14 protein-coding genes and 1 pseudogene are annotated in these 24329 nt (G+C 73.5%); 5 read left to right on the top strand and 10 right to left on the bottom strand.

The genetic code is table 11. The features are described from left to right. Positions 1-49 precede the first annotated feature (49 nt). From ACWCP6_RS17105 to ACWCP6_RS17075, 7 genes are all read right to left on the bottom strand, one after another. On the bottom strand, positions 50-943 hold the full coding sequence (locus tag ACWCP6_RS17105) for an HpcH/HpaI aldolase/citrate lyase family protein (RefSeq protein WP_450933244.1): 894 nt from the start codon (positions 941-943) through the stop codon (positions 50-52). Further along, complete coding sequence (locus tag ACWCP6_RS17100; RefSeq protein ID WP_450933243.1) at positions 940-2238, bottom strand: CaiB/BaiF CoA transferase family protein; 1299 nt, start codon at positions 2236-2238, stop codon at positions 940-942. The genes ACWCP6_RS17105 and ACWCP6_RS17100 overlap by 4 nt, the downstream gene beginning before the upstream one ends. Continuing rightward, on the bottom strand, positions 2235-3173 hold the full coding sequence (locus ACWCP6_RS17095) for a ribokinase (RefSeq protein WP_450933242.1): 939 nt from the start codon (positions 3171-3173) through the stop codon (positions 2235-2237). The genes ACWCP6_RS17100 and ACWCP6_RS17095 overlap by 4 nt, the downstream gene beginning before the upstream one ends. After that, positions 3170-4657: an ADP-ribosylglycohydrolase family protein gene (locus tag ACWCP6_RS17090; RefSeq protein WP_450933290.1), complete on the bottom strand. Its 1488-nt coding sequence runs from the start codon at positions 4655-4657 to the stop codon at positions 3170-3172. Before ACWCP6_RS17090 ends, ACWCP6_RS17095 begins: the two co-directional genes overlap by 4 nt. Positions 4658-4878: 221 nt before the next feature. Continuing rightward, positions 4879-6159: an ADP-ribosylglycohydrolase family protein gene (locus tag ACWCP6_RS17085; RefSeq protein WP_450933241.1), complete on the bottom strand. Its 1281-nt coding sequence runs from the start codon at positions 6157-6159 to the stop codon at positions 4879-4881. A 46-nt stretch (positions 6160-6205) separates the two neighbouring features. Then, the gene (locus ACWCP6_RS17080) at positions 6206-7429 is read right to left on the bottom strand and encodes an ADP-ribosylglycohydrolase family protein (protein WP_450933289.1); all 1224 of its coding nucleotides are present in this window, start codon (positions 7427-7429) and stop codon (positions 6206-6208) included. Positions 7430-7626: 197 nt separating this feature from the next. Beyond that, on the bottom strand, positions 7627-8862 hold the full coding sequence (locus ACWCP6_RS17075; RefSeq protein ID WP_450933240.1) for an ADP-ribosylglycohydrolase family protein: 1236 nt from the start codon (positions 8860-8862) through the stop codon (positions 7627-7629). A 329-nt stretch (positions 8863-9191) separates the two neighbouring features. On the opposite strand from ACWCP6_RS17075, the gene ACWCP6_RS17070 reads away from it, so the two are divergent. The 3 genes from ACWCP6_RS17070 to ACWCP6_RS17060 all read left to right on the top strand — a co-directional run bounded on the left by ACWCP6_RS17070 (position 9192) and on the right by ACWCP6_RS17060 (position 16409). Further along, positions 9192-9923, top strand: a complete 732-nt coding sequence (locus ACWCP6_RS17070) for a VIT1/CCC1 transporter family protein (RefSeq protein ID WP_450933239.1) — start codon at positions 9192-9194, stop codon at positions 9921-9923. Positions 9924-10360: 437 nt separating this feature from the next. Next, the gene (gene gltB, locus ACWCP6_RS17065) at positions 10361-14953 is read left to right on the top strand and encodes a glutamate synthase large subunit (protein WP_450933238.1); all 4593 of its coding nucleotides are present in this window, start codon (positions 10361-10363) and stop codon (positions 14951-14953) included. Then, positions 14946-16409: a glutamate synthase subunit beta gene (locus tag ACWCP6_RS17060; protein WP_450933237.1), complete on the top strand. Its 1464-nt coding sequence runs from the start codon at positions 14946-14948 to the stop codon at positions 16407-16409. Before gltB ends, ACWCP6_RS17060 begins: the two co-directional genes overlap by 8 nt. 133 nt (positions 16410-16542) lie before the next feature. Here the strand turns inward: ACWCP6_RS17060 and ACWCP6_RS17055 are convergent, their stop codons facing one another. The 3 genes and pseudogenes from ACWCP6_RS17055 to ACWCP6_RS17045 all read right to left on the bottom strand — a co-directional run bounded on the left by ACWCP6_RS17055 (position 16543) and on the right by ACWCP6_RS17045 (position 22008). Next, positions 16543-19995, bottom strand: a complete 3453-nt coding sequence (locus tag ACWCP6_RS17055) for an NACHT domain-containing protein (protein WP_450933236.1) — start codon at positions 19993-19995, stop codon at positions 16543-16545. Positions 19996-20130: 135 nt separating this feature from the next. Next, the gene (locus tag ACWCP6_RS17050; RefSeq protein ID WP_450933235.1) at positions 20131-21042 is read right to left on the bottom strand and encodes a rhomboid family intramembrane serine protease; all 912 of its coding nucleotides are present in this window, start codon (positions 21040-21042) and stop codon (positions 20131-20133) included. Between the two features lie 241 nt (positions 21043-21283). After that, positions 21284-22008, bottom strand: a pseudogene (locus ACWCP6_RS17045) (SDR family NAD(P)-dependent oxidoreductase). A gap of 161 nt (positions 22009-22169) precedes the next feature. On the opposite strand from ACWCP6_RS17045, the gene ACWCP6_RS17040 reads away from it, so the two are divergent. Together ACWCP6_RS17040 and ACWCP6_RS17035 are read left to right on the top strand one after the other, a co-directional pair. Then, positions 22170-22916, top strand: a complete 747-nt coding sequence (locus ACWCP6_RS17040) for a vWA domain-containing protein (RefSeq protein WP_450933234.1) — start codon at positions 22170-22172, stop codon at positions 22914-22916. A gap of 75 nt (positions 22917-22991) precedes the next feature. Continuing rightward, positions 22992-24329, top strand: a complete 1338-nt coding sequence (locus ACWCP6_RS17035) for a cytochrome P450 (RefSeq protein WP_450933233.1) — start codon at positions 22992-22994, stop codon at positions 24327-24329.

Genomic DNA, 24329 nt, shown 5'->3' with positions numbered 1-24329 from the left:
GGCTCCGGAGGGGCCGGAACCTTCCCCCCGCCCCCGCCCCCGACCCCGGCTACGGCGCCCGGGCCGCCAGCGCCAGTGTGCGGCGGGCGGCCTCGACGATCGCCAGGTCGACGAAGCGGCCGTCGGGGAGCGCCTGCGCGCCGGGGGAGGTGGCGGCGGCGGTCACCACCTCCTCGGCGTCGGCCACCTCCTCCCGGCTCGGGAGGTACGCCGACTCGATGATGGGCAGCTGCCGCGGATGCACCGCCATCCGGCCGAGGAAGCCGAGGGCGCGCCCCCGTGCGCACGAGGCGGCGAGCCCCGCCAGGTCCCGGACGTGCGGGTAGACCGACTGGGCGGGCGGCTCCAGGCCGGCCGCCCGCGCGGCCAGCACCACGCGGCCGCGCGCGTAGTCCAGCCCCACCTCGTCCCGCACCCCGAGATCCGCCCGCAGATCGGCCTCGCCGAGACCGATGCTGCGCAGTGAGGGGTGCGCACGGGCGACCGCGAAGGCGTGCTCCACGCCGAGGGCGGATTCGAGCAGGGCGTACAGGGGGAGCCCCCGGCGCCCCGCCCCCCGGGACGGCGAGCCGTCGACACGGGCGCACGCCTCGGCGACTCGGACCACCTGCGCGGGGGCCGTCACCTTGGGCAGTCGCAGGCCGGAGAGCCCCGGGAGCCCGGCGACCGCGTGCACATCGGCGTCGCCCAGCGGCCCGTCCGGTGCGTTCACGCGCACGTGCACCGGCACGGGAGGCACATCGGACAGCAGCTCCGCCGTGGCCTTGCGGGCGTACTCCTTGCGCGCCGGGGCCACCGCGTCCTCCAGGTCGACGACCACCACGTCGGCGCCCATGGCCAGCGCCTTCACCACCACCTCGGGGCGGTCCCCGGGGACGTACAGCCAGGTCAGCGGCGCGGGCCCGGGGAGCGGACCGGGCCGGCGGCCGGGCGGCGCACTCATACGGCACCCGCCGCCCGCAGTCGTGCGATCTCCTCGTGCGTGAACCCCGCTCCGGCCAGGACGGCGTCGGTGTCCGCGCCGTGCGGCCGGCCCGCCCAGCGGATCGCGCCGGGTGTCTCGGAGAGCCGGAAGAGGATGTTCTGCATGCGCAGGGGCCCGAGCTCAGGGTCGTCGAGCGTGGTGATCGAGCCGAGGGCCGCGTACTGGGGGTCGGTCATGATGTCGCGCACGTCCTGGACCGGCGCCACCGCCGCCTCCGCCTTCTCGAAAGCCTCGACGACCTCGGCCCTGCTGTGCCGGGCGATCCAGTCGCCGACCGCCTTGTCGAGCACGTCCGCGTGCCCGGCCCGCTCCACGCCCGTGGCGAACCACGGCTCGGCGGTGAGCTCGGGCCGGCCCACCAGACGCATCACGCGCTCCGCCACGGACTGGGCGGAGGTGGAGACGGCGACCCAGGCACCGTCGGAGGTGCGATAGGTGTTGCGGGGCGCGTTGTTCGTGGAGCGGTTGCCGGTGCGGGGCTGGACGTGGCCCAGCTGGTCGTACCAGAGCGGCTGCGGCCCGATCGCCGTCAGGATCGGCTCGATGATCGCCATGTCCACGACCTGCCCCCGGCCGGTGCGCTCGCGCCCGGCCAGCGCCGTCATCACGGCGTACGCCGTGGTGATTCCGGCGATCGTGTCGGCGAGGCCGAACGGCGGCAGCGTCGGCGGCCCGTCCGGTTCGCCGGTGATCGCCGCGAAGCCGCTCATCGCCTCGGCGAGCGTGCCGAACCCGGGGCGGCGGGCGTATGGGCCCGCCTGACCGAAGCCGGTGACCCGAGCGAGGACGAGCCGGGGATTGGCCGCGGACAGCTCGGGCCAGCCCAGGTGCCAGCGCTCCAGCGTTCCGGGCCGGAAGTTCTCGACGACGACATCGGCGCCGGCCACGAGACGGAGCAGCACCTCCCGGCCGCCGTCCGTCGACAGATCGGCGGTCACGGTGCGCTTGTTGCGGCCCAGCAGTTTCCACCACAGCCCGACCCCGCCCTTGGCGGGCCCGTGCCCGCGCGAGGGGTCCGGGCGCCGTGGGTGCTCCACCTTGATCACCTCGGCCCCGAAGTCGCCCAGCATGGTCGCGGCGAGCGGCCCGGCGAAGAGCGTCGCGAGATCGAGGACGCGCAACCCGGTCAGGGGCGGCGCCGTGGGAGCGGGGGCCGGTGTTCCGGGCGCGGGCGCGGTGACCGGCGTCCCGGGCGTGGTCGCATCGGGCGCGGCGCCGGGATGCCCGGTGGCGGCGTCGGGGGGAACGGTCATGGCGCCGCCCGCTTCACGGCCTTGTCGATCTCCGGCCGGTAGGGCATCGCCGACGACGCCCCCGGCCGCTGCACGGAGAGCGCCGCCGCAGCCGAGGCCCAGGTGAGGGCGTCCCGCACGGGGCGCCCCTCGCCTAGGGCGACGGCCAGGGCGCCGACGAAGGTGTCGCCGGCGCCGGTGGAGTCCACGGCGGTGACACGGGGCGCGGACACCGTGATCGTCTCGGCGCCCCGCCCGGCGTACAGGCTTCCCGCCGCCCCCAGCGTGATCACCACCTCCGACACCCGGTCGAGCAGCGCGTCGGCCGCACGGTGCGGGTCGGTCAGTCCGGTCAGTGCGACGGCCTCGTGCTGGTTGGCCACCAGCAGGTCGGTCGCGGCGAGCAGACCCGGCGGCAGGGGGCCTGCCCCGCTCGCACGCGGCCGGGCGCTCGGGGACGGCACGGGGGAGGGCGTCAGCACGGTGCGCACGCCGTGCCGGCGCGCCGCCGATGCCGCGGCGAGCACACCCTCCAGCGGCACCTCCAGCTGGAGCAGCAGCAGATCGGCGGCGCCGATGACGGTCTCGTCGCCGGGCCCGAGCGAGGTGAGCGTGCCGTTGGCGGCGGGGATGACGACGATGGCGTTGCCGCCCTCCTCGTCGACGACGATGTGCGCGGTGCCGCTCGGCCCCTCGACGGTGCGCAGCAGGTCGGTGTCGACACCCGAGTGGTCGAGCGTGTCCCGCAGCTGGGTGCCGAAGGAGTCGGCGCCGACCGCGCCGATCATCGTCACGCTGCCCCCCGCGCGGGCCGCCGCCACGGCCTGGTTGGCGCCCTTGCCGCCGGGGACCGTACGGAACTCCCGTCCCGTCACGGTCTCCCCGCGCTGCGGCGCCTTCGCCACATAGGCGACGAGATCCATGTTGGCGCTGCCGAACACGGTGATGTCTGTCATGCGGGCGGTACCTCCAGGGGGGTGGCGGTTCGGGTGCGGTCGTCGCCGGCGGGCACCTGCGCGAGCCGACGGGCCACCGCGTGCGTGCGGGCCGCGAGCGTGTCGAAGCCGATGCCGTCGCATCCGGCGACGGACGTGGCGAGACGGTTCCGCAGGGGCGTGGTCCAGTGTGCCGGGAGCGCCTCGGGGCGGCCCGCGAGCAGCCCGGCGACGGAGCCGGCCGTGGCGCCGTTCGAGTCCGTGTCCCAACCGCCGGACACGGCGCGGCAGATGGATCCGGCGAAGTCGCCGTCGGCGTGGCTGAGGGCGGCGGCGACCAGGGCCGCGTTGGGCACCACATGCACCCAGTGGTAGCCGTCGGGGCCTCCGTACCGTGCGTGCAGCCGGTCGACGACGGACTCGAAGTCCGCTTCCTCCGCCGCCAGACTCATACCGTGGCGGACGGCTCCGGCGAGACGGGACCGGGGCGGTACGACGGTCAGCCCCGTATGCAGACAGGCCTGCACGTCGCCGTCGCCGTCGCCGTCGCCGCCCGCCGCGCACGCGATCGCCGCCGCCACGAACATCGCGCCGTACACGCCGTTGCCGGTGTGCGTGAGCGTCGCGTCGCGGTGCGCCCGCTCGGCGGCGGTGCCCGGGTCGCCGGGGTGGGCCCAGCCGTGGACATCGGCGCGGATGACGGCGCCGATCCACTCCCGGAACGGATTGCGGAGGCGGGCCGTGCGCGGCGGTTCGACGCCGTCGAGGAGATTGCGATACGCGACGCGCTCGGCGGTGAAGACGCGTCCTGCGGGGAGTTCGTCGAGCCACAGCCGGGCCAGGTCGGCGGTGCGGAAGCCGTCCCCGTACCGCTCGTAGAGCAGCAGGGTGAGCAGCGGATGATCGAGGTCGTCGTCCTCCGGCATGCCGTCGATGTTCTCCGCGAGCGAGGTGGCGGCGGACCGGCGGTTCCAGGGGTGGGCGCGGGCCAGGCCGTCGGGCAGGCCGCGTGCCGTGAACCAGGTGCGCAGGGGCCAGTTGCCGGTGGCGCGGGCGAGGTCGCGGATGCCGTCCAGGGGCAGCTTCTCGACGGGCTTCCCGAGCAGGCAGCCCGCCGCCCGGCCCAGCCACGCCGCGTGCAGGGCGTCGCGGGTGACGGTGCGTCGGATCGCGGGCGGGGCGGTGCACGCGGGCGCCGGGGCTCCGGGCGGGGGCGCGGGGACGGTGGGCCAGTCGGGGCAGGCCGCCTTGATCGCCACGAGCCCGGTGGGTTCGTCTCCGGCGAGCGGCGAGGGCAACGCGGCCAGTTCGTCGAGGAGTTCGACGGCGAGCTCGCGCAGCAGCGGTGTCACGGGCTCCGGGGAGGCCCCCGCGCGGGGCGGCGCGGCACACCCTCCGGCCGCGCGCCACCGCCGGGCGACCGCGTCTGCGTCCCGCCCGTCCTCATGCGCCTGCCGGAGTTCGTGCCCCACCAGGTCCTCCGGCTGGACCCAGGTGAGCCGCAGACGGCCGACGCCGTCGGGGGCGACGTCACGAGCGGTGGGTGGACGGCTGCTCCCGCAGACCCGGCTGCCGCGAACGGACCCGTCGGGCCCCCGCTCGCGGGCCCCCGGACCGGCCGGACCCCCGGGGCCGCCGCCCGCGTGCTGCGCGCTCCGCACCCGGCCGTCCGCCGCGGGCGGGCCGGGTGCCACGGGCACCGGTCGGCCCCCGGGGGGCGAGGTGGTCAACGGGGGCCCGCCAGGCTTGTGAACGCCGCCTCGTGGGCGCGGCGGCGTTCGGTGTCCCTGGCGAAGATCTCGCGGGTGACCTCCGCGAGGGTGGCCGCCGGGGCGTGCAGATCGAGGCGGCTGGACTCGGAGACCCGGGCGGACCACTCCGTGGGCGGTGCGGAGCCGAGGGCACCGGCGATCGCGCCCGCCATCGTCGCGATGGAGTCGCAGTCGCGGCCGTAGTTGACGGCGCCCAGGACCGCGCGTCGGTAGTCGCCGGAGGCGATCAGCAGCATGCCGAGGGCGATCGGCAGCTCCTCGACGGCGTGCAGCCGCGAGGGTCTGCGGGCGCCGAGCGACGGGGCCCGGTAGTCGGGACCCACCGTGTCGTAGGGCGCGACCGCCTCCCGCAGCGGCCCGAGCGCCGGCTCGAACTCCTCATGGCGGGACGCCACGTCGCACACTGCCTCGATCGCGTCCCGCGTCCCGTCCTTCGCGAGGCGCAGACAGGTGTCGACGACGGTGGACGCGGTCGCGCCCGGTGTGCACGCGGCTGCGACCGCCGCCGCGAGGACCCCGGCGGCCTCCCGCCCGTACGACGACTGGTGGGCGCCCGCGAGGTCCACCGCCTCGGCGTACGCGCCCGCCGGATGCGCCGCGTTGACCAGGCCGACCGGCGCCATGTACATCGCGGCGCCGCAGTTGACGATGTTCCCGGAGCCTGCCTCGCGAGGGTCGACGTGGCCGTAGTGGAGCCGTGCCACGAGCCACTTCTCGGCGAGGAAGATCCGCTGCAGGGGCAGCGCCTCCGCCTCCAGCTCGGGGATCCAGCGAGGTGTCGTCATCAGATCGGGGACCAGGTGCCCGGCGACGGCATACGCGTCCAGATGGTCGCGCACGGCGGCGTACACGCGGACCAGCGCGTGGGTCATGAGGGTGTCGTCGGTGACGTGCCCGTCACCCTTGTGGTACGGCGCGATGGGGCGGGCGGTACGCCAGTCGTCGCCGTTCCAGGGGCCCACGACCCCTTGGACGCGGCCGCCGTGCCGGGCGACGATCTGCTCGGGGCTGTACCCCTCGACGGGGCCGCCGAGCGCGTCCCCGACGGCCGCCCCGACGAGACTCGCGGTGATGCGCTCGTCGAGCCCCGGCCGCGCTCCGGCCGCGCCCGCCGCGCCCCGCGGTCCGGCGGTGTGCGCCCCCGTGTCCGCGACTCCCGTATTCGCGGCTCCCGCATCCGCGGCACCCGTACCGGCGGCGCTCGAACCCGCGGTCCCCAACGCTCCCGAACCCATGGCCCCCGTATCCGTAACCCCTGAACCTGTGACCGTCATGTCCGAATCATCCCTCCGGTGCGGCCGGTTCCGTGTGTGCGAGGTGTTCGGCGAGTTCCACGAGATCCGTACCCGCGAACCGCGGCAGGGTGCAGCCGGGGAGGATGCGACAGGCCTCGCGCCATGCGGCGGGCAGGGCGCCGCCGCCGCACAGCGCACCGGTCAGGGCGCCCGCGAGTGCGGGGGCCGAGTCGGCGACCCGTGACAGGCAGGCCGCGGCGGGCACGGCCTCGGCGATTCGGCCGCGGGCCGCGGTGGCCAGAGCGAGGGCGACCGGGACCGTCTCGGCGGCCGCGATGCCGTAGCTGTAGACGTGGTCCACGATCTGATGCTCCAACAGCGGTACGACGCCGAACGCGCCGTCGCATGCGTGGGCGAGGCGTACGGCGTCGAGCGCGTTGCGGCGGATCTCCGTGTGCTCGGGGAGCTGGGCGAGCGCGGCGGCGACGCAGCTGTCGACGTCCGCGTCGCCCAGCGCCGCGGCGAGCGCCGCCGCCATGGCGCGGGCGCCGTGCACGCCGTCGCCGTCCTGGGTGTAACGGGCGTCGTACTCGGCTAGGTCCGCCGCCGCGCCGGGGTCGCCGGGGTGGACCACGGCCAGCACACAGGCGCGGACGCAGGCGGCGTCGTCGAAGTAGTGCGGATTGTCGTGACCGGTCGCGGGCGGCCGCAGCCCCGTGGCGAGATTGCCGAGCCCGGCCTGCACCGAGATGCGGGCCCGCAGCGGGAGGACGGCGGCCTCGCCGTCGGGGGCGCGGTCGGCCGCCGTGACCATCTCTCCGGCGAGACACTGCCACGACAGGTCGAGGGACGCCCGGACCCGCCGCCCGAGCCCCGGATCGCCCAGCGCCTCGCCGGCCGCGGCCCGCAGCACGGCCTCGGCCGTGAACGCCGCCCACTCGGCGTCGTCGGACGGCCCGAGCCGCAGCGGCTCCGGCGGCTGGTTGAGCGCGATCGGTACGGGCAGCGTCGTGGTGGCGTTCTGCTCCGCGAAGGCGTCCAGCTCGCGCCGCAGCCGCCGGGTCCACTCCGGCAGCCGCCCCGCCCGGTGCCGCCCCGACGGCCACCCGGCCGCGTCCCCGGCAGCGAGCCCGAGCAGCAGTCCCTCGACGCGACGCGCGCGGCATCCGACCGCCTCGGCCGCGGATCCGGCCCGTCCCACGGCGGACGGCCCCCGCAAAACGACGGAGCCCCGCCCCGCCCCGGGGAGTCCGGTCCCCGGCTCCACCACCTGCGGGCCCTGCCGGGTGCCGAGTCCCGCGCCCCCTGCACCCTGCCGTGGCTCGCGAGTACGGATCCCGTGGACGCTCCTTTCCGCGGAGCGCCCGTCCCCCCTCGCCTCCTCGCCGTGCCCCTCGGCCGCCTCCTCCGGGAGCCCGTCCCCGCCGGAGCGTTCCTCGCCTTCCGCCCCCGCGACGTACGCCGGCCTCATACCGTCACCCCGTCGTGCACCGGCCGGGGCGGAAGGCCGCCGTCCCCGAGTTGTGCCGCGTCGGCGCAGTCGTCGCCGGGGACCGGGGTGCCGGGAGCACCGTGGGGCGTGGCCGGGGCGCGGCCGTCGCCGTGCCGGAGCGGGGGAGGGGGCGGTGTTTCATCGGGGCGGTGGGCGTCCCCGGGAGGTTCGGGCACCGCGGCGGGGGTCGGGCGGTGCGCCGGGCTCGACGCGGCCGTCAGCAGCAGGTCCGCCACCTCCAGCACGTGGTGCCCCCGCATGGCAGGCAGACAGGTGCCCCGGGCCGGGCCGATGGCGTCGGCCCAGGCGGCGGGGATCGCGCCGGCGCCACGGGTGGCGCCGGCGAGGGCGCCGGTGACCGCGGCCGTGGTGTCGGCGTCGCGGCCCATGTTGACCGCCGTCAGGACGGCCTCGGGGAAGTCGCCGTCGGCGGCCGCGTACGCGCCGAAGGCGAGGGCGACCGCCTCGGGGGCGAGGTCGGTCCACGGATAGCCGTCGATGACGACCGCCGAGCGGACCGCGCTCTCGCCGAGGTGGGCGGCGGCGACCGCCCTGCGCAGCGAGCGCGCCGTCCAGGAGTCGCCCGGGATGACCGAGAGGGCACAGGCCACGACCGAGGGGACGGGGGCGCCCGCCATCGCCGCCGCCACCGCCGCGGCCACCGCCTGGCCCCCGTAGATGCCCTCGCCCTCATGGCTGACCGAGCCGTCGATCGCCACCAGGCGGGCCGCCTCCGCCGGGCGGCCCGCAGCGAAGACCCCGAAAGGCGCGGCCCTCATCGCAAGACCGTCGCTCCAGGCGTGCCGGTGCTGCGCCGACACCGGCGCCGCGAGTCCCCTGCGGAGGTTCTCCAGGGTTCCGCGCTCGGAGAAGCCCGCGCCGCGGAACGGACCCTCGTCCCCGTCCGCGATCCATGCATGCCAGGCCTGCTCCACATGGGTCACGGTGAGCCCCGCGCCGTGCCGGGCGAGGAGCAGACCGGAGAAGATCGCGTACTCCGTGTCGTCCGTACCGGCCGGGTGTTCGGCGACGTACCCGGTGATACGGCCCCAGCGCCGTCGGATCTCGGACGGCTTCAGATTCTCGGCGGGTGCCCCCAGCGCGTCGCCGACCGCGAGGCCCAGCAGCGCACCGCGGGCCCGTTCGTGCGGGCCCAGGGGATCGTCGCCGCCGTGCGCCGAGACCGGGGGAATGCAGACGATCGACGCCATGCGCGTGCCGCCTCTCTGCCGTACTGCTGGAGCAGAAACGTTTCTCCGCCTGCTCCGTGTCGCATATCTGCATCTCTGCCACGCCGACGGCGCCACGTGAGCCCCCGGCCCCCCAGCGTCACCCCTTCGCATGGGGCGGGGTGCCGTGGGACGAGCCTCGGCAGCCCCGGGCGACTGCCCCTCCCGTGGCGTGTTTGCGCAGGTAAGTACGGCCTTCCTTGCTGGCGGGAGTCGATTTTCGTGCGTAGTTTCGAGGACGTTGAGGGGGGAGACGGACCCGCGGCCCATGCGCGGGAGCCCGCCTCCGTACGAGAGGAGAGACGGGCGAGATGGCGATCATCGAGACCGAAGCCACGCTGCACGAGGCGCACCGCGACAACCACACCCACCGGGATGTGAACGGCGGATGGCTGCGTCCGGCGGTCTTCGGCGCGATGGACGGGCTCGTCTCCAATCTGGCGCTGATGACCGGTGTGGCAGGCGGCGCCGTCTCGCAGCAGACCGTCGTCATCACCGGCCTGGCCGGGCTCGCCGCCGGTGCCTTCTCGATGGCGGCGGGCGAGTACACCTCCGTCGCCTCGCAGCGCGAGCTCGTCGAGGCCGAACTCGATGTCGAGCGCAGGGAGCTGCGCAAGCACCCCAAGGACGAGGAGCAGGAGCTCGCCGCGCTGTACGAGTCGCGCGGCGTCGAGCCCGAGCTGGCCCGCGAGGTGGCCAGGCAGCTGTCCCGCGACCCCGAGCAGGCGCTGGAGATCCACGCCAGGGAAGAGCTCGGCATCGACCCGGGCGACCTGCCGTCGCCCGCCGTCGCGGCCGTGTCCTCCTTCGGCTCCTTCGCGCTGGGCGCCCTGCTCCCGGTGCTGCCGTACCTGCTCGGCGCGACCGTGCTGTGGCCCGCGGTGCTCCTCGCGCTCGTCGGTCTCTTCGCCTGCGGTGCCGTGGTGGCGAAGGTGACCGCGCGGTCCTGGTGGTTCAGCGGGCTCCGTCAGCTGGCGCTGGGCGGCGCGGCGGCCGGTGTGACGTACGCCCTGGGCAGTCTCTTCGGAACCGCCGTAGGATGAACGTGCTTCGCACGTATGCAACCAGCTGCATAAATTGCCGTAACACGGCGGTTTCGATTCCTTGGGTGCGGGGCATGAGCCGATAAGCGCTGTGGGCAATGAGGCCTGCTCGCACCAAGTGAGTCCCCGAAGACGCCGTTCCGGTCGCCCCTGCGCCGCCACCCACCGGTGCAGCCACCCGCCTGGAGCAGTCCCCGCGCCGCCATCAGCGGCATCCCCTGCCACTCGTGGCACCCACCGTCACCGCAGGTCAGCACACCGTCTCCCACCAGCGACGGTCATTCGGCCGACCCCGGCAGTGTCCGTATGGTGGAACGCAACTATCCGGTTTCCGGGATCCGTTCCATCATGTAACCTGCACGAAATTTCGATCATCTCGCAGAGGGCCAACGTCGTCCCTCGGCACTGCACATGCCACGACGACGACGGGAGAGCCGATGCGCACCTCGCGCCAGCCGTCCCAGCACTCCAAGAGCGCCCAGAACTGGTCGCACATGGATGCTCGCCCCGCAGCCCAGGGGATGTACGACCCGCGCAACGAGCACGACGCCTGCGGCGTCGGCTTCGTGGCCACCCTCACCGGCGAGGCGACGCACACGCTGGTCGAACAGGGGCTCACGGTTCTGCGGAACCTGGAGCACCGCGGCGCCACCGGCTCCGAGCCCGACTCCGGCGACGGTGCGGGCATCCTCTGCCAGGTCCCGGACGCCTTCCTGCGCGAGGTCGTCGATTTCGAGCTGCCCGCCGCGGGTGCGTACGCCGTCGGCATCGCCTTCCTGCCCGAGGACGCCACGGCCGAGACCGTCGCGAAGATCGAGGCCATCGCCGCCGAGGAGGGACTGAACGTCCTCGGCTGGCGCGAGGTGCCCGTCGCCCCCGAGCTGCTGGGCGCGACCGCCCGCTCCACCATGCCCGCCTTCCGTCAGGTCTTCGTTGCCGACGGTGGCAGCGAGGGCATCGCGCTGGACCGCAAGGCGTTCGTGCTGCGCAAGCGCGCCGAGCGCGAGACGGGCACGTACTTCCCGTCGCTGTCGGCCCGCACGATCGTCTACAAGGGCATGCTGACCACCGGACAGCTGGAGCCCTTCTTCCCGGACCTGTCCGACCGCCGCTTCGCCTCTGCGATCGCGCTCGTGCACTCCCGGTTCTCCACGAACACCTTCCCGAGCTGGCCGCTCGCCCACCCGTACCGCTTCGTCGCGCACAACGGCGAGATCAACACGGTCAAGGGCAACCGCAACTGGATGCGGGCGCGTGAGTCGCAGCTCGAGTCCGGTCTCTTCGGCGACGGCGCCCTCGACCGGATGTTCCCGGTGTGCACGCCGGACGCCTCCGACTCGGCCTCCTTCGACGAGGTCCTGGAGCTGCTCCACCTCGGCGGCCGCTCGCTGCCGCACTCGGTCCTGATGATGATCCCGGAGGCCTGGGAGAACCACGCCTCCATGGACCCGGCGCGGCGCGCCTTCTACCAGTACCACTCCACGATGATGGAGCCCTGGGACGGCCCGGCCTGCGTCACCTTCACCGACGGCACCCAGGTCGGCGCCGTGCTCGACCGCAACGGTCTGCGCCCCGGCCGCTACTGGGTCACCGACGACGGCCTCGTCGTCCTCGGCTCCGAGGTCGGCGTCCTCGACATCGACCCGGCCAAGGTCGTCCGCAAGGGCCGGCTCCAGCCCGGCCGGATGTTCCTCGTCGACACCGTCGAGCACCGCATCATCGAGGACGACGAGATCAAGGCCAAGCTCGCCGCCGAGCAGCCCTACGAGGAGTGGCTCGAGGCCGGCATCATGGAGCTGGGCGACCTGCCCGAGCGCGAGCACATCGTGCACACGCACGCCTCGGTCACCCGCCGCCAGCAGACCTTCGGCTACACCGAGGAAGAGCTCCGCATCATCCTCGCGCCGATGGCCAAGGCGGGCGCCGAGCCGATCGGCTCCATGGGCACCGACACCCCGATCGCGGCCCTGTCCGAGCGTCCGCGGCTGCTCTTCGACTACTTCACCCAGCTGTTCGCGCAGGTCACCAACCCGCCGCTGGACGCCATCCGCGAGGAGCTCGTCACCTCGCTGTACAGCTCGCTCGGCCCGGAGGGCAACCTCCTGGAGCCGACCGCGGCCTCCTGCCGCTCGGTCACCCTGCCCTTCCCGGTGATCGACAACGACGAGCTGGCCAAGCTCATCCACATCAACGCCGACGGCGACATGCCCGGTATGAAGGCCGCGACGCTCTCCGGCCTGTACCGGGTCTCCGGCCGCGGCGAGGCGCTGGCCGCCCGCCTCGACGAGATCTGCGCCGAGGCCGACGCCGCCATCGAGCACGGCGCCCGCCTGATCGTCCTCTCGGACCGGCACTCCGACGCCGAGCACGCCCCGATCCCGTCGCTGCTGCTCACCGCGGCGGTCCACCACCACCTCATCCGCACCAAGCAGCGCACCCAGGTGGGGCTGCTGGTCGAGGCCGGTGACGTCCGCGAGGTCCACCACGTGGCCCTCCTCATCGGCTTCGGCGCCGCGGCGGTCAACCCCTACCTGGCGATGGAGTCCGTCGAGGACCTGGTCCGTGCAGGTACGTTCCTGGAGGACGCCGAGCCCGAGCAGGCCATCCGCAACCTGATCTACGCCCTCGGCAAGGGCGTCCTGAAGGTCATGTCCAAGATGGGCATCTCGACCGTCGCCTCCTACCGCGGCGCCCAGGTCTTCGAGGCCGTCGGCCTGGACGAGGCCTTCGTCGAGAGGTACTTCGACGGCACCGCGACGAAGATCGGCGGTGTCGGCATCGACGTCATCGCCGACGAGGTCGCCGCCCGTCACGCCAAGGCCTACCCCGCCTCCGGCATCGCCCCGGCGCACCGCGCCCTGGAGATCGGCGGCGAGTACCAGTGGCGCCGCGAGGGCGAGCCGCACCTGTTCGACCCGGAGACGGTCTTCCGCCTCCAGCACGCGACGCGCCAGCGCCGCTACGACATCTTCAAGAAGTACACCGACCGCGTGAACGAGCAGTCCGAGCGCCTGATGACGCTCCGTGGCATGTTCGGCTTCAAGAGCGACCGCCCGTCGATCCCGATCGACGAGGTCGAGCCGGTCAGCGAGATCGTCAAGCGCTTCTCCACCGGCGCCATGTCGTACGGCTCCATCTCCAAGGAGGCGCACGAGACCCTCGCCATCGCCATGAACCAGCTGGGCGGCAAGTCCAACACCGGTGAGGGCGGCGAGGACCCGGACCGCCTGTACGACCCGGCACGCCGGTCGTCGATCAAGCAGGTGGCCTCCGGCCGCTTCGGCGTCACGTCCGAGTACCTGGTCAACGCGGACGACATCCAGATCAAGATGGCGCAGGGCGCCAAGCCCGGCGAGGGCGGCCAGCTGCCCGGCCACAAGGTGTACCCGTGGGTCGCCAGGACGCGTCACTCGACGCCCGGCGTGGGCCTGATCTCCCCGCCGCCGCACCACGACATCTACTCCATCGAGGACCTGGCTCAGCTGATCCACGACCTCAAGAACGCCAACCCGGCCGCACGCATCCACGTGAAGCTGGTGTCCGAGGTCGGTGTCGGCACGGTCGCCGCGGGCGTCTCCAAGGCGCACGCGGACGTCGTCCTCATCTCCGGCCACGACGGCGGAACCGGCGCATCGCCGCTCACCTCGCTGAAGCACGCGGGCGGCCCCTGGGAGCTCGGCCTCGCCGAGACCCAGCAGACCCTGCTGCTCAACGGTCTGCGCGACCGGATCGTGGTGCAGACCGACGGCCAGCTGAAGACCGGCCGCGACGTGGTCGTCGCCGCGCTCCTCGGCGCCGAGGAGTACGGCTTCGCGACGGCGCCGCTCGTCGTCTCCGGCTGCATCATGATGCGCGTCTGCCACCTGGACACCTGTCCGGTCGGCATCGCCACGCAGAACCCCGTGCTGCGCGAGCGGTTCACCGGCAAGGCCGAGTTCGTCGTCAACTTCTTCGAGTTCATCGCCGAGGAGGTCCGCGAGCTGCTGGCCGAGCTCGGCTTCCGCACGCTCGAGGAGGCCGTCGGCCACGCCGAACTGCTCGACACCACGCAGGCCCTCGACCACTGGAAGGCACAGGGCCTGGACCTGGAGCCGCTGTTCCACGTGCCGGAACTGGCCGAGGGCGCGGTGCGCCACCAGCTGGTCGCCCAGGACCACGGCCTGGAGAAGGCCCTCGACAACGAGCTGATCAAGCTGGCCGCCGACGCGCTGGCCGCCTCGAGCGCGACGGACGCACAGCCGGTCCGCGCCCAGGTCGCCATCCGCAACATCAACCGCACGGTCGGCACCATGCTGGGTCACGAGGTGACGAAGAAGTTCGGTGGCGCGGGCCTGCCCGAGGACACCGTCGACATCACCTTCACGGGATCGGCCGGCCAGTCCTTCGGCGCCTTCGTGCCGCGCGGTGTGACGCTGCGCCTGGAGGGCGACGCCAACGACTACGTCGGCAAGGGCCTGTCCGGCGGCCGCATCGTGGTCCGCCCGGACCGCGGCGCCGACCACCTCGCCGAGTACAGCGTCATCGCGGGCAACACCCTCGGCTACGGCGCGACCGGCGGCGAGATGTTCCTGCGCGGCAAGGTCGGCGAGCGGTTCTGCGTCCGCAACTCCGGCGCGACGGTGGTGTCCGAGGGCGTGGGCGACCACGGCTGCGAGTACATGACCGGTGGCCGGGCCGTCGTCCTCGGCGAGACGGGACGCAACTTCGCGGCCGGCATGTCCGGCGGCGTCGCGTACGTCGTCGACCTGGACCACGACAACGTCAACTCCGGCAACCACGGCGCGGTCGAGGCCCTCGACGACGCCGACAAGCAGTGGCTGCACGACGTGGTGCGCCGCCACCAGGAGGAGACGGGCTCGACCGTCGCCGAGAAGCTGCTCGCCGAGTGGGACACCGCCGTGGCCCGCTTCAGCAAGATCATCCCCAGCACCTACAAGGCAGTGCTCGCCGCCAAGGACGCCGCCGAGCGAGCCGGACTCTCCGAGTCCGAGATCACCGAGAAGATGATGGAGGCGGCGACCAATGGCTGATCCCAAGGGCTTTCTGAACCACGGCCGTGAGGTCGCGCGCAGTCGCCCGGTCGCCGAGCGCGTCAAGGACTGGAACGAGGTCTACGTTCCGGGCTCGCTGCTGCCGATCATCTCCAAGCAGGCCTCGCGCTGCATGGACTGCGGCATCCCGTTCTGCCACAACGGCTGCCCGCTCGGGAACCTCATCCCCGAGTGGAACGACTACGCCTACCGCGAGGACTGGGGAGCCGCCTCCGAGCGGCTGCACGCCACGAACAACTTCCCGGAGTTCACGGGCCGCCTGTGCCCCGCCCCGTGCGAATCGGCGTGTGTGCTCGGCATCAACCAGACCCCGGTGACCATCAAGAACGTCGAGGTCTCCATCATCGACAAGGCGTGGGAGACCGGCGACGTCGCGCCGCAGGCGCCCGAGCGCCTCTCCGGCAAGACGGTCGCCGTGGTCGGCTCGGGCCCGGCCGGCCTGGCCGCCGCCCAGCAGCTCACCCGGGCGGGCCACACGGTCGCCGTGTACGAGCGTGCCGACCGCATCGGCGGTCTGCTCCGCTACGGCATCCCCGAGTTCAAGATGGAGAAGCGCCACATCAACCGGCGCATCGAGCAGATGCGCGCGGAGGGCACCAAGTTCCGCACCGGTGTGGAGATCGGCCGCGACATCGACGCGGCCAAGCTGCGCAAGCGGTACGACGCCGTGGTCGTCGCGGCCGGCTCCACGATCTCCCGTGACCTCCCGGTCCCCGGCCGTGACCTGAACGGCATCCACTTCGCGATGGAGTACCTGCCGCTGTCGAACAAGGTCCAGGAAGGCGACTTCGTGGCCCCGCCGATCACAGCCGAGGGCAAGCACGTGGTGGTCATCGGCGGCGGCGACACGGGCGCGGACTGCGTGGGCACCGCCCACCGCCAGGGCGCGGCCTCCGTCACGCAGCTGGAGATCATGCCGCGCCCCGGCGAGGACCGGAACCCGGTGTCCCAGCCCTGGCCGACCTTCCCCATGCTCTACAAGGTCACCTCCGCGCACGAGGAGGGCGGCGAGCGGGTCTACTCCGTCTCGACCACGCACTTCGAGGGCGACGAGGACGGCAACGTGCAGTGGCTGCACCTCGCCGAGGTGGAGTTCAAGGACGGCAAGCTGGAGCAGAAGCCCGGCACCGAGCGGAAGATCCCCGCGCAGCTGGTCACGCTGGCGATGGGCTTCACCGGCACCGACCAGTCCAACGGCCTGGTCTCGCAGTTCGGCCTGGAGCTCGACGAGCGCGGGAACGTCGCCCGCGACGCCGACTTCCAGACGAACGTCCCCGGCGTGTTCGTCGCCGGTGACGCCGGCCGCGGCCAGTCCCTCATCGTCTGGGCCATCGCGGAGGGCCGCTCGGCCGCCCGCGGCGTCGACCGCTACCTCACCGGTGCGAGCGAGCTCCCGGCCCCGATCCGCCCGACGGACCGCGCGCTCGCGGTCTGACGGCACCCCTCACACGTCCCGTACAACGGCGTACGGAACTGAGCGCGGCGCCCGCCTCGTCCCCGACCGGACCCTGGCGGGCGCCGCGGCGCGTCCGGGCCCGGTGTCCCGGCGGGGACCGCGCCGCGGTGCCTCACCGGGCGCCGGTCTGCGCGTAGATGTCGTTGATGATCTTCTGGGCCAGCGCCCGGTCCCGGGTGGCGACTTCGGCCTCGGCCCAGATCAGGCCCTGGCCCCTGCTCCCGTAGGACAGGGTGCGGGCCAGCAGCATGCGGTACGTACCCGCCTCGCCGGTGTCCTCGGCGTACCAGAGGGTGCGGTCGACGCGCTTCCACGGTGTGGTGGCGAAGCGCGGGCGGCGGCCGAAGAACTCCTTGATCTCGTTGTCGCTGCAGCGTCGGGGGCAGTCCAGGTCGGCGAGTGTCAGCCGGAGCCGGGGCACGTGCAGGCCCTTGGGCGGGTCGGACGTACAGGTGAGTGCGTTGTCCCTGCCGGACTGCTTGCACGCGATGTACTTCGGGGCACGCAGGACGAAGGGGTAGCCGCGCTTGATCCAGAGGTGGGACCGCTCGTCCTTCCCCCAGCGGGCACCGGCAAGAGCGCCGTGCCGCTCGGGGTCGTAGAGGGTGAGCCGGCTGATCTCGGGGAGCCCGGCGCGCGGCACGTCGGCGAGGGAACGCCGCCCGGACTGGTGCCGCGTCGGGGTGAGGTGCGCGTGCCGCAGCGCCGCCCGCATGAGGATGCGGGCCACGTCCCGGGCCCGGGGCTCCTTGGCGAACTCCTCGGTGTAGGTGAGCTTCAGGACCACGTTGGCGACCCGGGCGCTCAGCACCGCCATGTGCTGGGGGCCCTCCATGTGCGTAGGGAAAGTGAGCTGGAACCCTTCGACCGCCTCGTCGCCGAGGCCCAGCAGGGTCCGGGAGTAACCCGGAGTGCGACGCAGCTCCCGGGTGGCCGGCAGGTACTTCATGCCGGGACCGGCCTGTCCCCGGGTCACGAAGGTGTTCAGGCCGATGCTGACGTCGCGGTGGAAGGGCGACTGTTCTCCGGCCGAACAGCTTGCACGGCCGTGCGCGACCTTCAGCGGGTCGGACATCACCCCGGAGAGCAGCCGGTCGTCCAGGAGCGAGCAGGCCCGGGGCACGGCCTCGTAGGGGACGGGCGGGACCATGTTGAGTGCGCCGGACCCCAGAACCAGCACTCCCGCCAGCGCCACCCCTGACAGGCCTGCGAGGGCCGGTCGCAGCAGGCGGAACCGGGGAGCGCGCGCGGGTTCCGGGTCCGGTCCGGACGTCCGGGCCAGCCGGTTGCGGAGCTCGATATGGCGGAACCGGTAGAGACCGCCCACCTGCCGCAGGACCCCACGCGCGTGCGCGTCCCGCAGGAAGGCCATGAGCCGCCAGGGCAGCCTCCCGGTCAGGGCCAGCCAGAGCCGCGCGACGGTGTAGCGGCCCCACGCCGAGACCGCCATGCCGTAGAGCGCCGCGGCCGACACGAGTCCGGCCCCCGCGCGGACCCCCTGATCCGGGCCGATGACCTCGCCGCCCTCGATCAGCAGCCACACGGCGGCACTGAACACCGGGGCGCCGAACAGCATCTCGTGCTGCTCCAGCCGAGTCCCCGGACGGAACTTCTCGAACGCCCCCAGCACCATCGACGCCTTGCGGTCGGCGATCAGCAGCACCGACGGTTCCGTCGCCTCGGCGGGATCTGCCGGTCGGCGCAGCGAGTTGACCGCGCGGGCCGCCCAGTGCAGCGCGAGCCAGGCGGTGACCAGGACGACCAGCGTGCGGGTGAAGCCGGAGGAGAGCATCGTCGCGGCCGCCGAGCCGACGGCGAGCCCGAGCAGGACGAACGCCGCCTTGGCCATGCCCTGCCGGGTGAGGAAGGCCGCCCGCAGCCGCGCCCCGGACGGCCGGTCGATCCGGTGGGGGCCGGGCAGGCTCCCCGGTTCGACGACGGCCCAGTCGCCGACCAGCACGATCGCGGCGACGACGGCCGCCGCGGCGCCCATCGGCAGCCCCACCGCCTTCTGCCACCACGGCGCGCCGAAACCCGCCTCGTGGAAGGTCAGGACGATCAGCACGAGCGCCGGCACGGTCGCCAGGCTCCGCACCGCGCGCGGCACCGCCTCGTCGAGGCGCCACCACTCGAAGTCCTGTGCCCCCGAGCCGCGCAGATGCCGGGCGAGGAAGCCCGCCCAGCGCCGGGCGTCGTCGGCGCCCCAACCAGGCCGTGCGACACGGTCGTCGAGGCTTCCGCCGTAGGCCGCCGAGACGAAGGTGTCGAAGAGGTGCCGTTCCACGGCGCCCCGGGTGGTGAAGCGGCCCGCGGACAGCAGCTCGGCCGGGTCGGCGCCCGCGTCCCCGTCGCTGTAGGCGACCCGGGCGAGCGCGATCATCAGCGGTGTGCTGAGGACGGCCCGCAGCACCCGCACTTCCCGGCTCCGGTCGGCCGGGTCGTCCAGCCGCCGCAGGACCGGTTCCCAGGCGGTACGGGAGCCGTTGTCACGGCTCGTCCTGCGGGCCGTGCGGGGCAGGTACGAGGCGACCTCGTCGGCGGACAGCGGCTGCAGTTCGACGACGACGGCCGACGGGAGCACCGTGTTGCCCGCCTCGACGGCCGCGGCGTACTCCTCGGTCCTGCTCGTCACCAGGAAGCGGGCGGGTCCCGAGAGACTGGCCCGCAACTCCCGCAGGGCGTCCGCCTGGGCGGCAGGGGGCAGTTCGTCGAAGCCGTCGAGCACCGGCAGCACGCGGCCCGACACGATCAGCTCCAGGGCGAGCGCGTGGGTCGCGTCGCCCGGTGCGGCCAGCACCGTGGGGTGGTCCGCCGTGAGACGGGCGGCCGCCCAGTTCCACAGCCCCCGGCGCTTCGGATCCCAGGACGCGAGCGGGAACACCACCGGAACGGGGGCCGCGGAGGCGGGTCCGCGCGCTGCCACGAGGTCATGGGCCAGGTGCAGCGCCAGCACCGACTTCCCGGCCCCCGGACCGCCGAGCACGACGAGCCGCTGCGCCGGGAGTGAGGTGAAGAAGCCGGCGATCTCGTCGAAGGCACCGGTCACGTCCACGGGCCGGTCCGCGGCGGAGGCGTCGTCCTCCGGCCCGCGCGCCGCCCTGCGGATGTTGCGCCAGTGGTCGGTGAGCAGCGGGTCCGCCGCCGTCCAGCGCACCGGGATGGGGGAGGGGTCGTGGATGCGGGACAGCCGCTCGTCCCGCTCGTACTGAGCCCGCAGCACCCGGGCGAGCTCCTCGACGGCCCGGTCGAGCTCCTGCGCGGACGGCCGGTACACCGGCCGGCGGCCGGCACGCAGCTCCCACAGCGCCGCCGACGCGGTGCAGAGCGCGACCGCCAGGCACACCAGCCCCGTCAGGCGCACCGCGTCGGCCGAGGCGACGGCGAGGTGCCGCGGCCCCAGCAGGTACAGGGCGGCGCCCCCGCAGGCGAGTCCGGCCGCGACGACCCGCAGCCGCCATGCCGGCGCCCGCGTCCGGGGCTCCTGGACATGGAAGTGCACGCTGTCGATGCGGTCGGCCTGCACGACCTGCCCGAACCGGCCGCCGTAGATCCGGTTGTCCCCCACCTGTCCAGCGTACTGAACTGTGCCTGATGCGACCGGAGTTGGGCCGACGCGCGTTCAGGTGACCGGGCGTGGTGCGCCGTGCGTCCCCGGGGAGCCGGCCGCACCGGCGACCGGGCGGCGGCGGGGTCCGGCCGGTCAGGCCGGTGTGTGCGCGATGCCCTGTGCCGTCACCAGCGCCACCGCCACCAGGACGACGAGCAGCGTGGCCGCCGCGCCCGCCTGCACCAGCGTGCGGCGCTCCCGCGGCGCGTAGGCGAAGGCGAGCATCAGTGCGCCGCCGGTCAGCAGCCCGCCGAGGTGGCCCTGCCAGGAGGTGAGGGCGGCGGAGAGCACCATCCACAGCAGCAGCCCGGTCAGGAAGCGGCCCGCGGCCTGCATGTCCGCGCCGATCCGGCGGCACAGCACGTAGTAGGCGGCGCCGAGACCGAAGATCGCGCCCGAGGCGCCCACCGTGGCCGTGTCCGGGGCGAGCACCAGCACCAGCACCGAACCGCCCAGCGCGGACAGCAGATACAGCGCGAGATAGCGGACGCGGCCCAGCTGGGCCTCCATCAGGCGGCCGAGGTTCCACAGGGACGCCATGTTCATCACGATGTGCAGGATGCCGAACGATCCGCCGGTGGGCGACAGATGCAGGAAGGCGCCCGTGATCAGCCGGTACCACTCGCCGTCGACGATCCCCTCGGCGTGGAAGCCGTGCGGATACGCGGACTGGTAGACGTAGTGCGCGCCGTCCGGTCCGCGCAGTCCCGCCCCCAGCATCGCGAACCGTGCCACCACCTCGGGACGCAGCAGTTCGGCGACGTACGCCAGCACATTGAGGCCGATGAGGACGTACGTCACGACGGGCACCGCCGATATGCGGCCGCCCACGACGGTACGGGCGGCGCGGACCGAGCGCGCCCCCTCCTTCACGCACTCCACGCACTGGTGGCCGACGGCCGCCACCCGCATGCAGTCCGGGCAGATGTACCGGTCGCAGCGGGTGCAGCGCACATACGACTCCACCGCGGGATGGCGGTAGCAGGTGGTGACGGCGGCGTCCACGGCCGGCTCCTCGTGTGTCGGGGGGTGGGGGCGAAAGCCGGTGGGGACGGCGGCGAACAAAATAGCGATGGCATGCGCTTGCCGCACACCCCCGTCCCACCCCGGCCCGGGCCCCGTCGCCCGCGGGCGGCGCTCGCGCCCCGCCCCCCGGCCTGCTCCTCTCGGTCCCGGCCGGAGTGTTCCGCTTCGTCCCCGCCTTCTCACACCCGCCCCGGTGCGGGCCCCGTCCTCCCGGGCCCGCTCACCCCGCCGTGACCCCGCCGTCCACCGTGAACTCCGCCCCCGTCACATATGCCGACGCGTCCGACAGCAGATACAGGACGAGTTCGCCGACCTCCTCGGGGCGGCCCATGCGGGACAGGGGGACGTGGGACCAGTCCTTGGCGGAGACCGCCGAGATCATCGGGGTGTCGATGGCGCCCGGGTGGACGGAGTTCTCCCGGATCCCGTACCCCGCCAGGTCCAGCGCCGACGACCGGGTCAGACCGCGCAGCCCGAACTTCGTGGAACTGTAGGCCGCATGGCCCGGGATACCGACCAGGCCCGCCGTCGACGACACGTTCACGACCGAGCCGCCACCCGCCTCCTTCAGCGCCGGCAGCACCGCCTGGATACCGAGGAACGGACCCAGCAGATTGACCCGGACCAGGGCCTCGAATCCGGCGTACGTCTCCTCCTCCACGGACGCCGTACGCCACAGCGCCGCGTTGTTGACGAGTCCGTCGAGCCGTCCGAAGCCGCGAGGCCCGCTGCCACGGCGGATGCCCAGCTCGCCGCGTCGGTGACGTCGTGGCGCACGAACAGCCCCTGCGCCCCCAGCGACTCCGCGACCTCGCGGCCCTCCTCCTCGCGCACGTCCGTGACCACCACCCGTGCGCCGGCCCCGGCGAACAGCCGGGCCTCCGCCGCCCCCTGACCGCGCCCCGCGCCGGTGATCAGAACCGCCTTGCCCTCGAGGGAGATCACCTCGGGCCTCCCTTTTCTCCGTACGGCGGCGTGAGCGTCCCGGACCCGCCGGGGGCACGGCCTGTTCCCGGCCATACGCGCCGGTAGCACGACGCTCGGACGGACCTCCGTGGCGTAACCTCGGCTCTCGCCAGGTATTCGTAGGAAGATCGGAGCACCGCATGGCCGGCACCTCCACGCCCGCCGCAGGACCGGCCATCAGCCTGACCAAGGTGCAACGGACAGCGCCCGCGCTCGTCGACCTCTACAAGAGTGCGGGCACGTCGCTGGAGCGGAACGGACTGACCGGGGAGCGGGTCGCGGTCTACCTGGTCGTCGACTACTCCGGTTCCATGAAGCCGTACTACAAGGACGGCAGTGTCCAGGAGCTCGCCGACCGCGTGCTCGGGCTCTCCTCCCACCTGGACGACGACGGACGCGTCCCCGTCGTCTTCTTCTCCACCGACGTCGACACGGTCACCGACATCGGCCTGGACGACCACCAGGGACGTATCGGGGCGATAGTCGCCGGGCTCGGGCACATGGGAAAGACCAGCTACCACCTGGCGATGGACGCGGTCATCGACCACTACCTCGACAGCGGCGCGACCGCACCCGCGCTCGTCGTGTTCCAGACCGACGGCGGGCCCATCAGCCGGCCCGCCGCGGAGCGCTACCTCTGCAAGGCCGCCCGACTGCCCCTTTTCTGGCAGTTCATCGGGTTCGGTGATCCGGACAGCAAGCAGTTCGACTTCCTGCGCAAGCTCGACGAGCTGCCCGTCCCGCGGACGCGGCCGGTCGACAACGCCGGCTTCTTCCACGCCGGCACGGACCCGGGCCGGATGTCCGACGCCGAGCTGTACGACCGGCTGGTGGGCGAACTCCCGGCGTGGCTGACGGCCGCACGGGCACGGGGCATCGTGCGCTGACCGGGCGCGTATGCCACCCCTGCCGGACCCCTCTCCTCCCAGCGTCCCCTCGAGTGAACTCCTGGAATGCCATCCATGACACATCTGACGACCCCGAGAACCCCCGGACCCCCGCGGGCCGCGCGCACCGTCCGCACACTCAACCGGCTCCGCTCGCGCGTCGGTACCTGGCTGGGGCGCCGCTATCTCGCGAGCATCCGCAAGCAGGGCTTCGACCTGTCCACGACCTCCCTGCTGCCCGAATCGACGCTGATGCCGCTGCGCCGCGACGGCCTCGACCCCGTGCCGGACCTCGGCGCGATGCGGCGCGCCGCGCCCGTGACGAAGCTGTCGGTGCCGCTCGGCGTGAACGTGTGGCTGGTCACCGGGTACGAGGAGGCCAAGCAGGTCCTCAGCGGCGCGGGCGACTTCAGCAACGACTTCGCCCACCTCATGGGCAACGGCGTCGCCGACGCGCAGAACCCCGGCGGCCTCGGCTTCAGCGACCCGCCGGTGCACACCCGGCTGCGCCGCCTGCTCACCCCCGAGTTCACGATGCGCCGGCTGAACCGGCTGACGCCGCGGATCCACGAGATCGTCGAGGAGCGGCTGGACGAGATGGCCGCCGCCGCCGGGCCCGTCGACCTCGTGCAGTCCTTCGCGCTGCCCATTCCCTCGCTCGTCATCTGCGAACTCCTCGGCGTCCCCTACGAGGACCGCGAGGACTTCCAGCGCCTCGGCACCACCCGCTTCGATCTGTTCTCCGGCGCTGCCGCGTCCTTCGGCGCCATATCCGAGTCCCTGGCCTATCTGCGCGACATCGTCGAGAAGCAGCGCAGATCGCCGGGTGACGGGCTGCTCGGCATGCTCGTGAAGGAGCACGGCGACGACATCACCGACGAGGAACTGGCCGGCCTCGCCGACGGAGTGCTGACCGGTGGTCTGGAGACCACCGCCAGCATGCTCGCCCTCGGCACCCTCGTGCTGCTCCAGAACCCGGACCACTTCGCCGCGCTCCGCGACGACGACGCCGCCGTCGACCCCTTCGTCGAGGAGCTCCTGCGCTACCTCACCGTGGTCCAGGTCGCCTTCCCGCGCTTCGCGCGCCGGGACCTGGAGGTGGGCGGACAGCACATCGCCGCCGGCGACATCGTGCTGTGCTCGCTCAGCGGCGCCGACCGGGACGAATCCCTCGGCCCGCACATGGACGACTTCGATCCCACCCGCCCGCCGGCCTCCTCGCACCTGGCCTTCGGCCACGGCATCCACCGGTGCATCGGCGCCGAACTGGCCAAGATGGAGCTGCGCGCCGCCTACCCGGCCCTGCTGCGCCGCTTCCCGGACATGAGCCTCGCCGTCCCGGCCGAGGAACTGTCCTTCCGCAGGTACTCGGTGGTCTTCGGCGTCGACGCGCTGCCCGTGCGGCTTCGCTGA

Source organism: Streptomyces sp. NPDC002004 (genome assembly GCF_053593975.1).
Note: the sequence above shows the minus strand (reverse complement) of the source record. Positions and strands in the feature narration are given on the sequence as shown.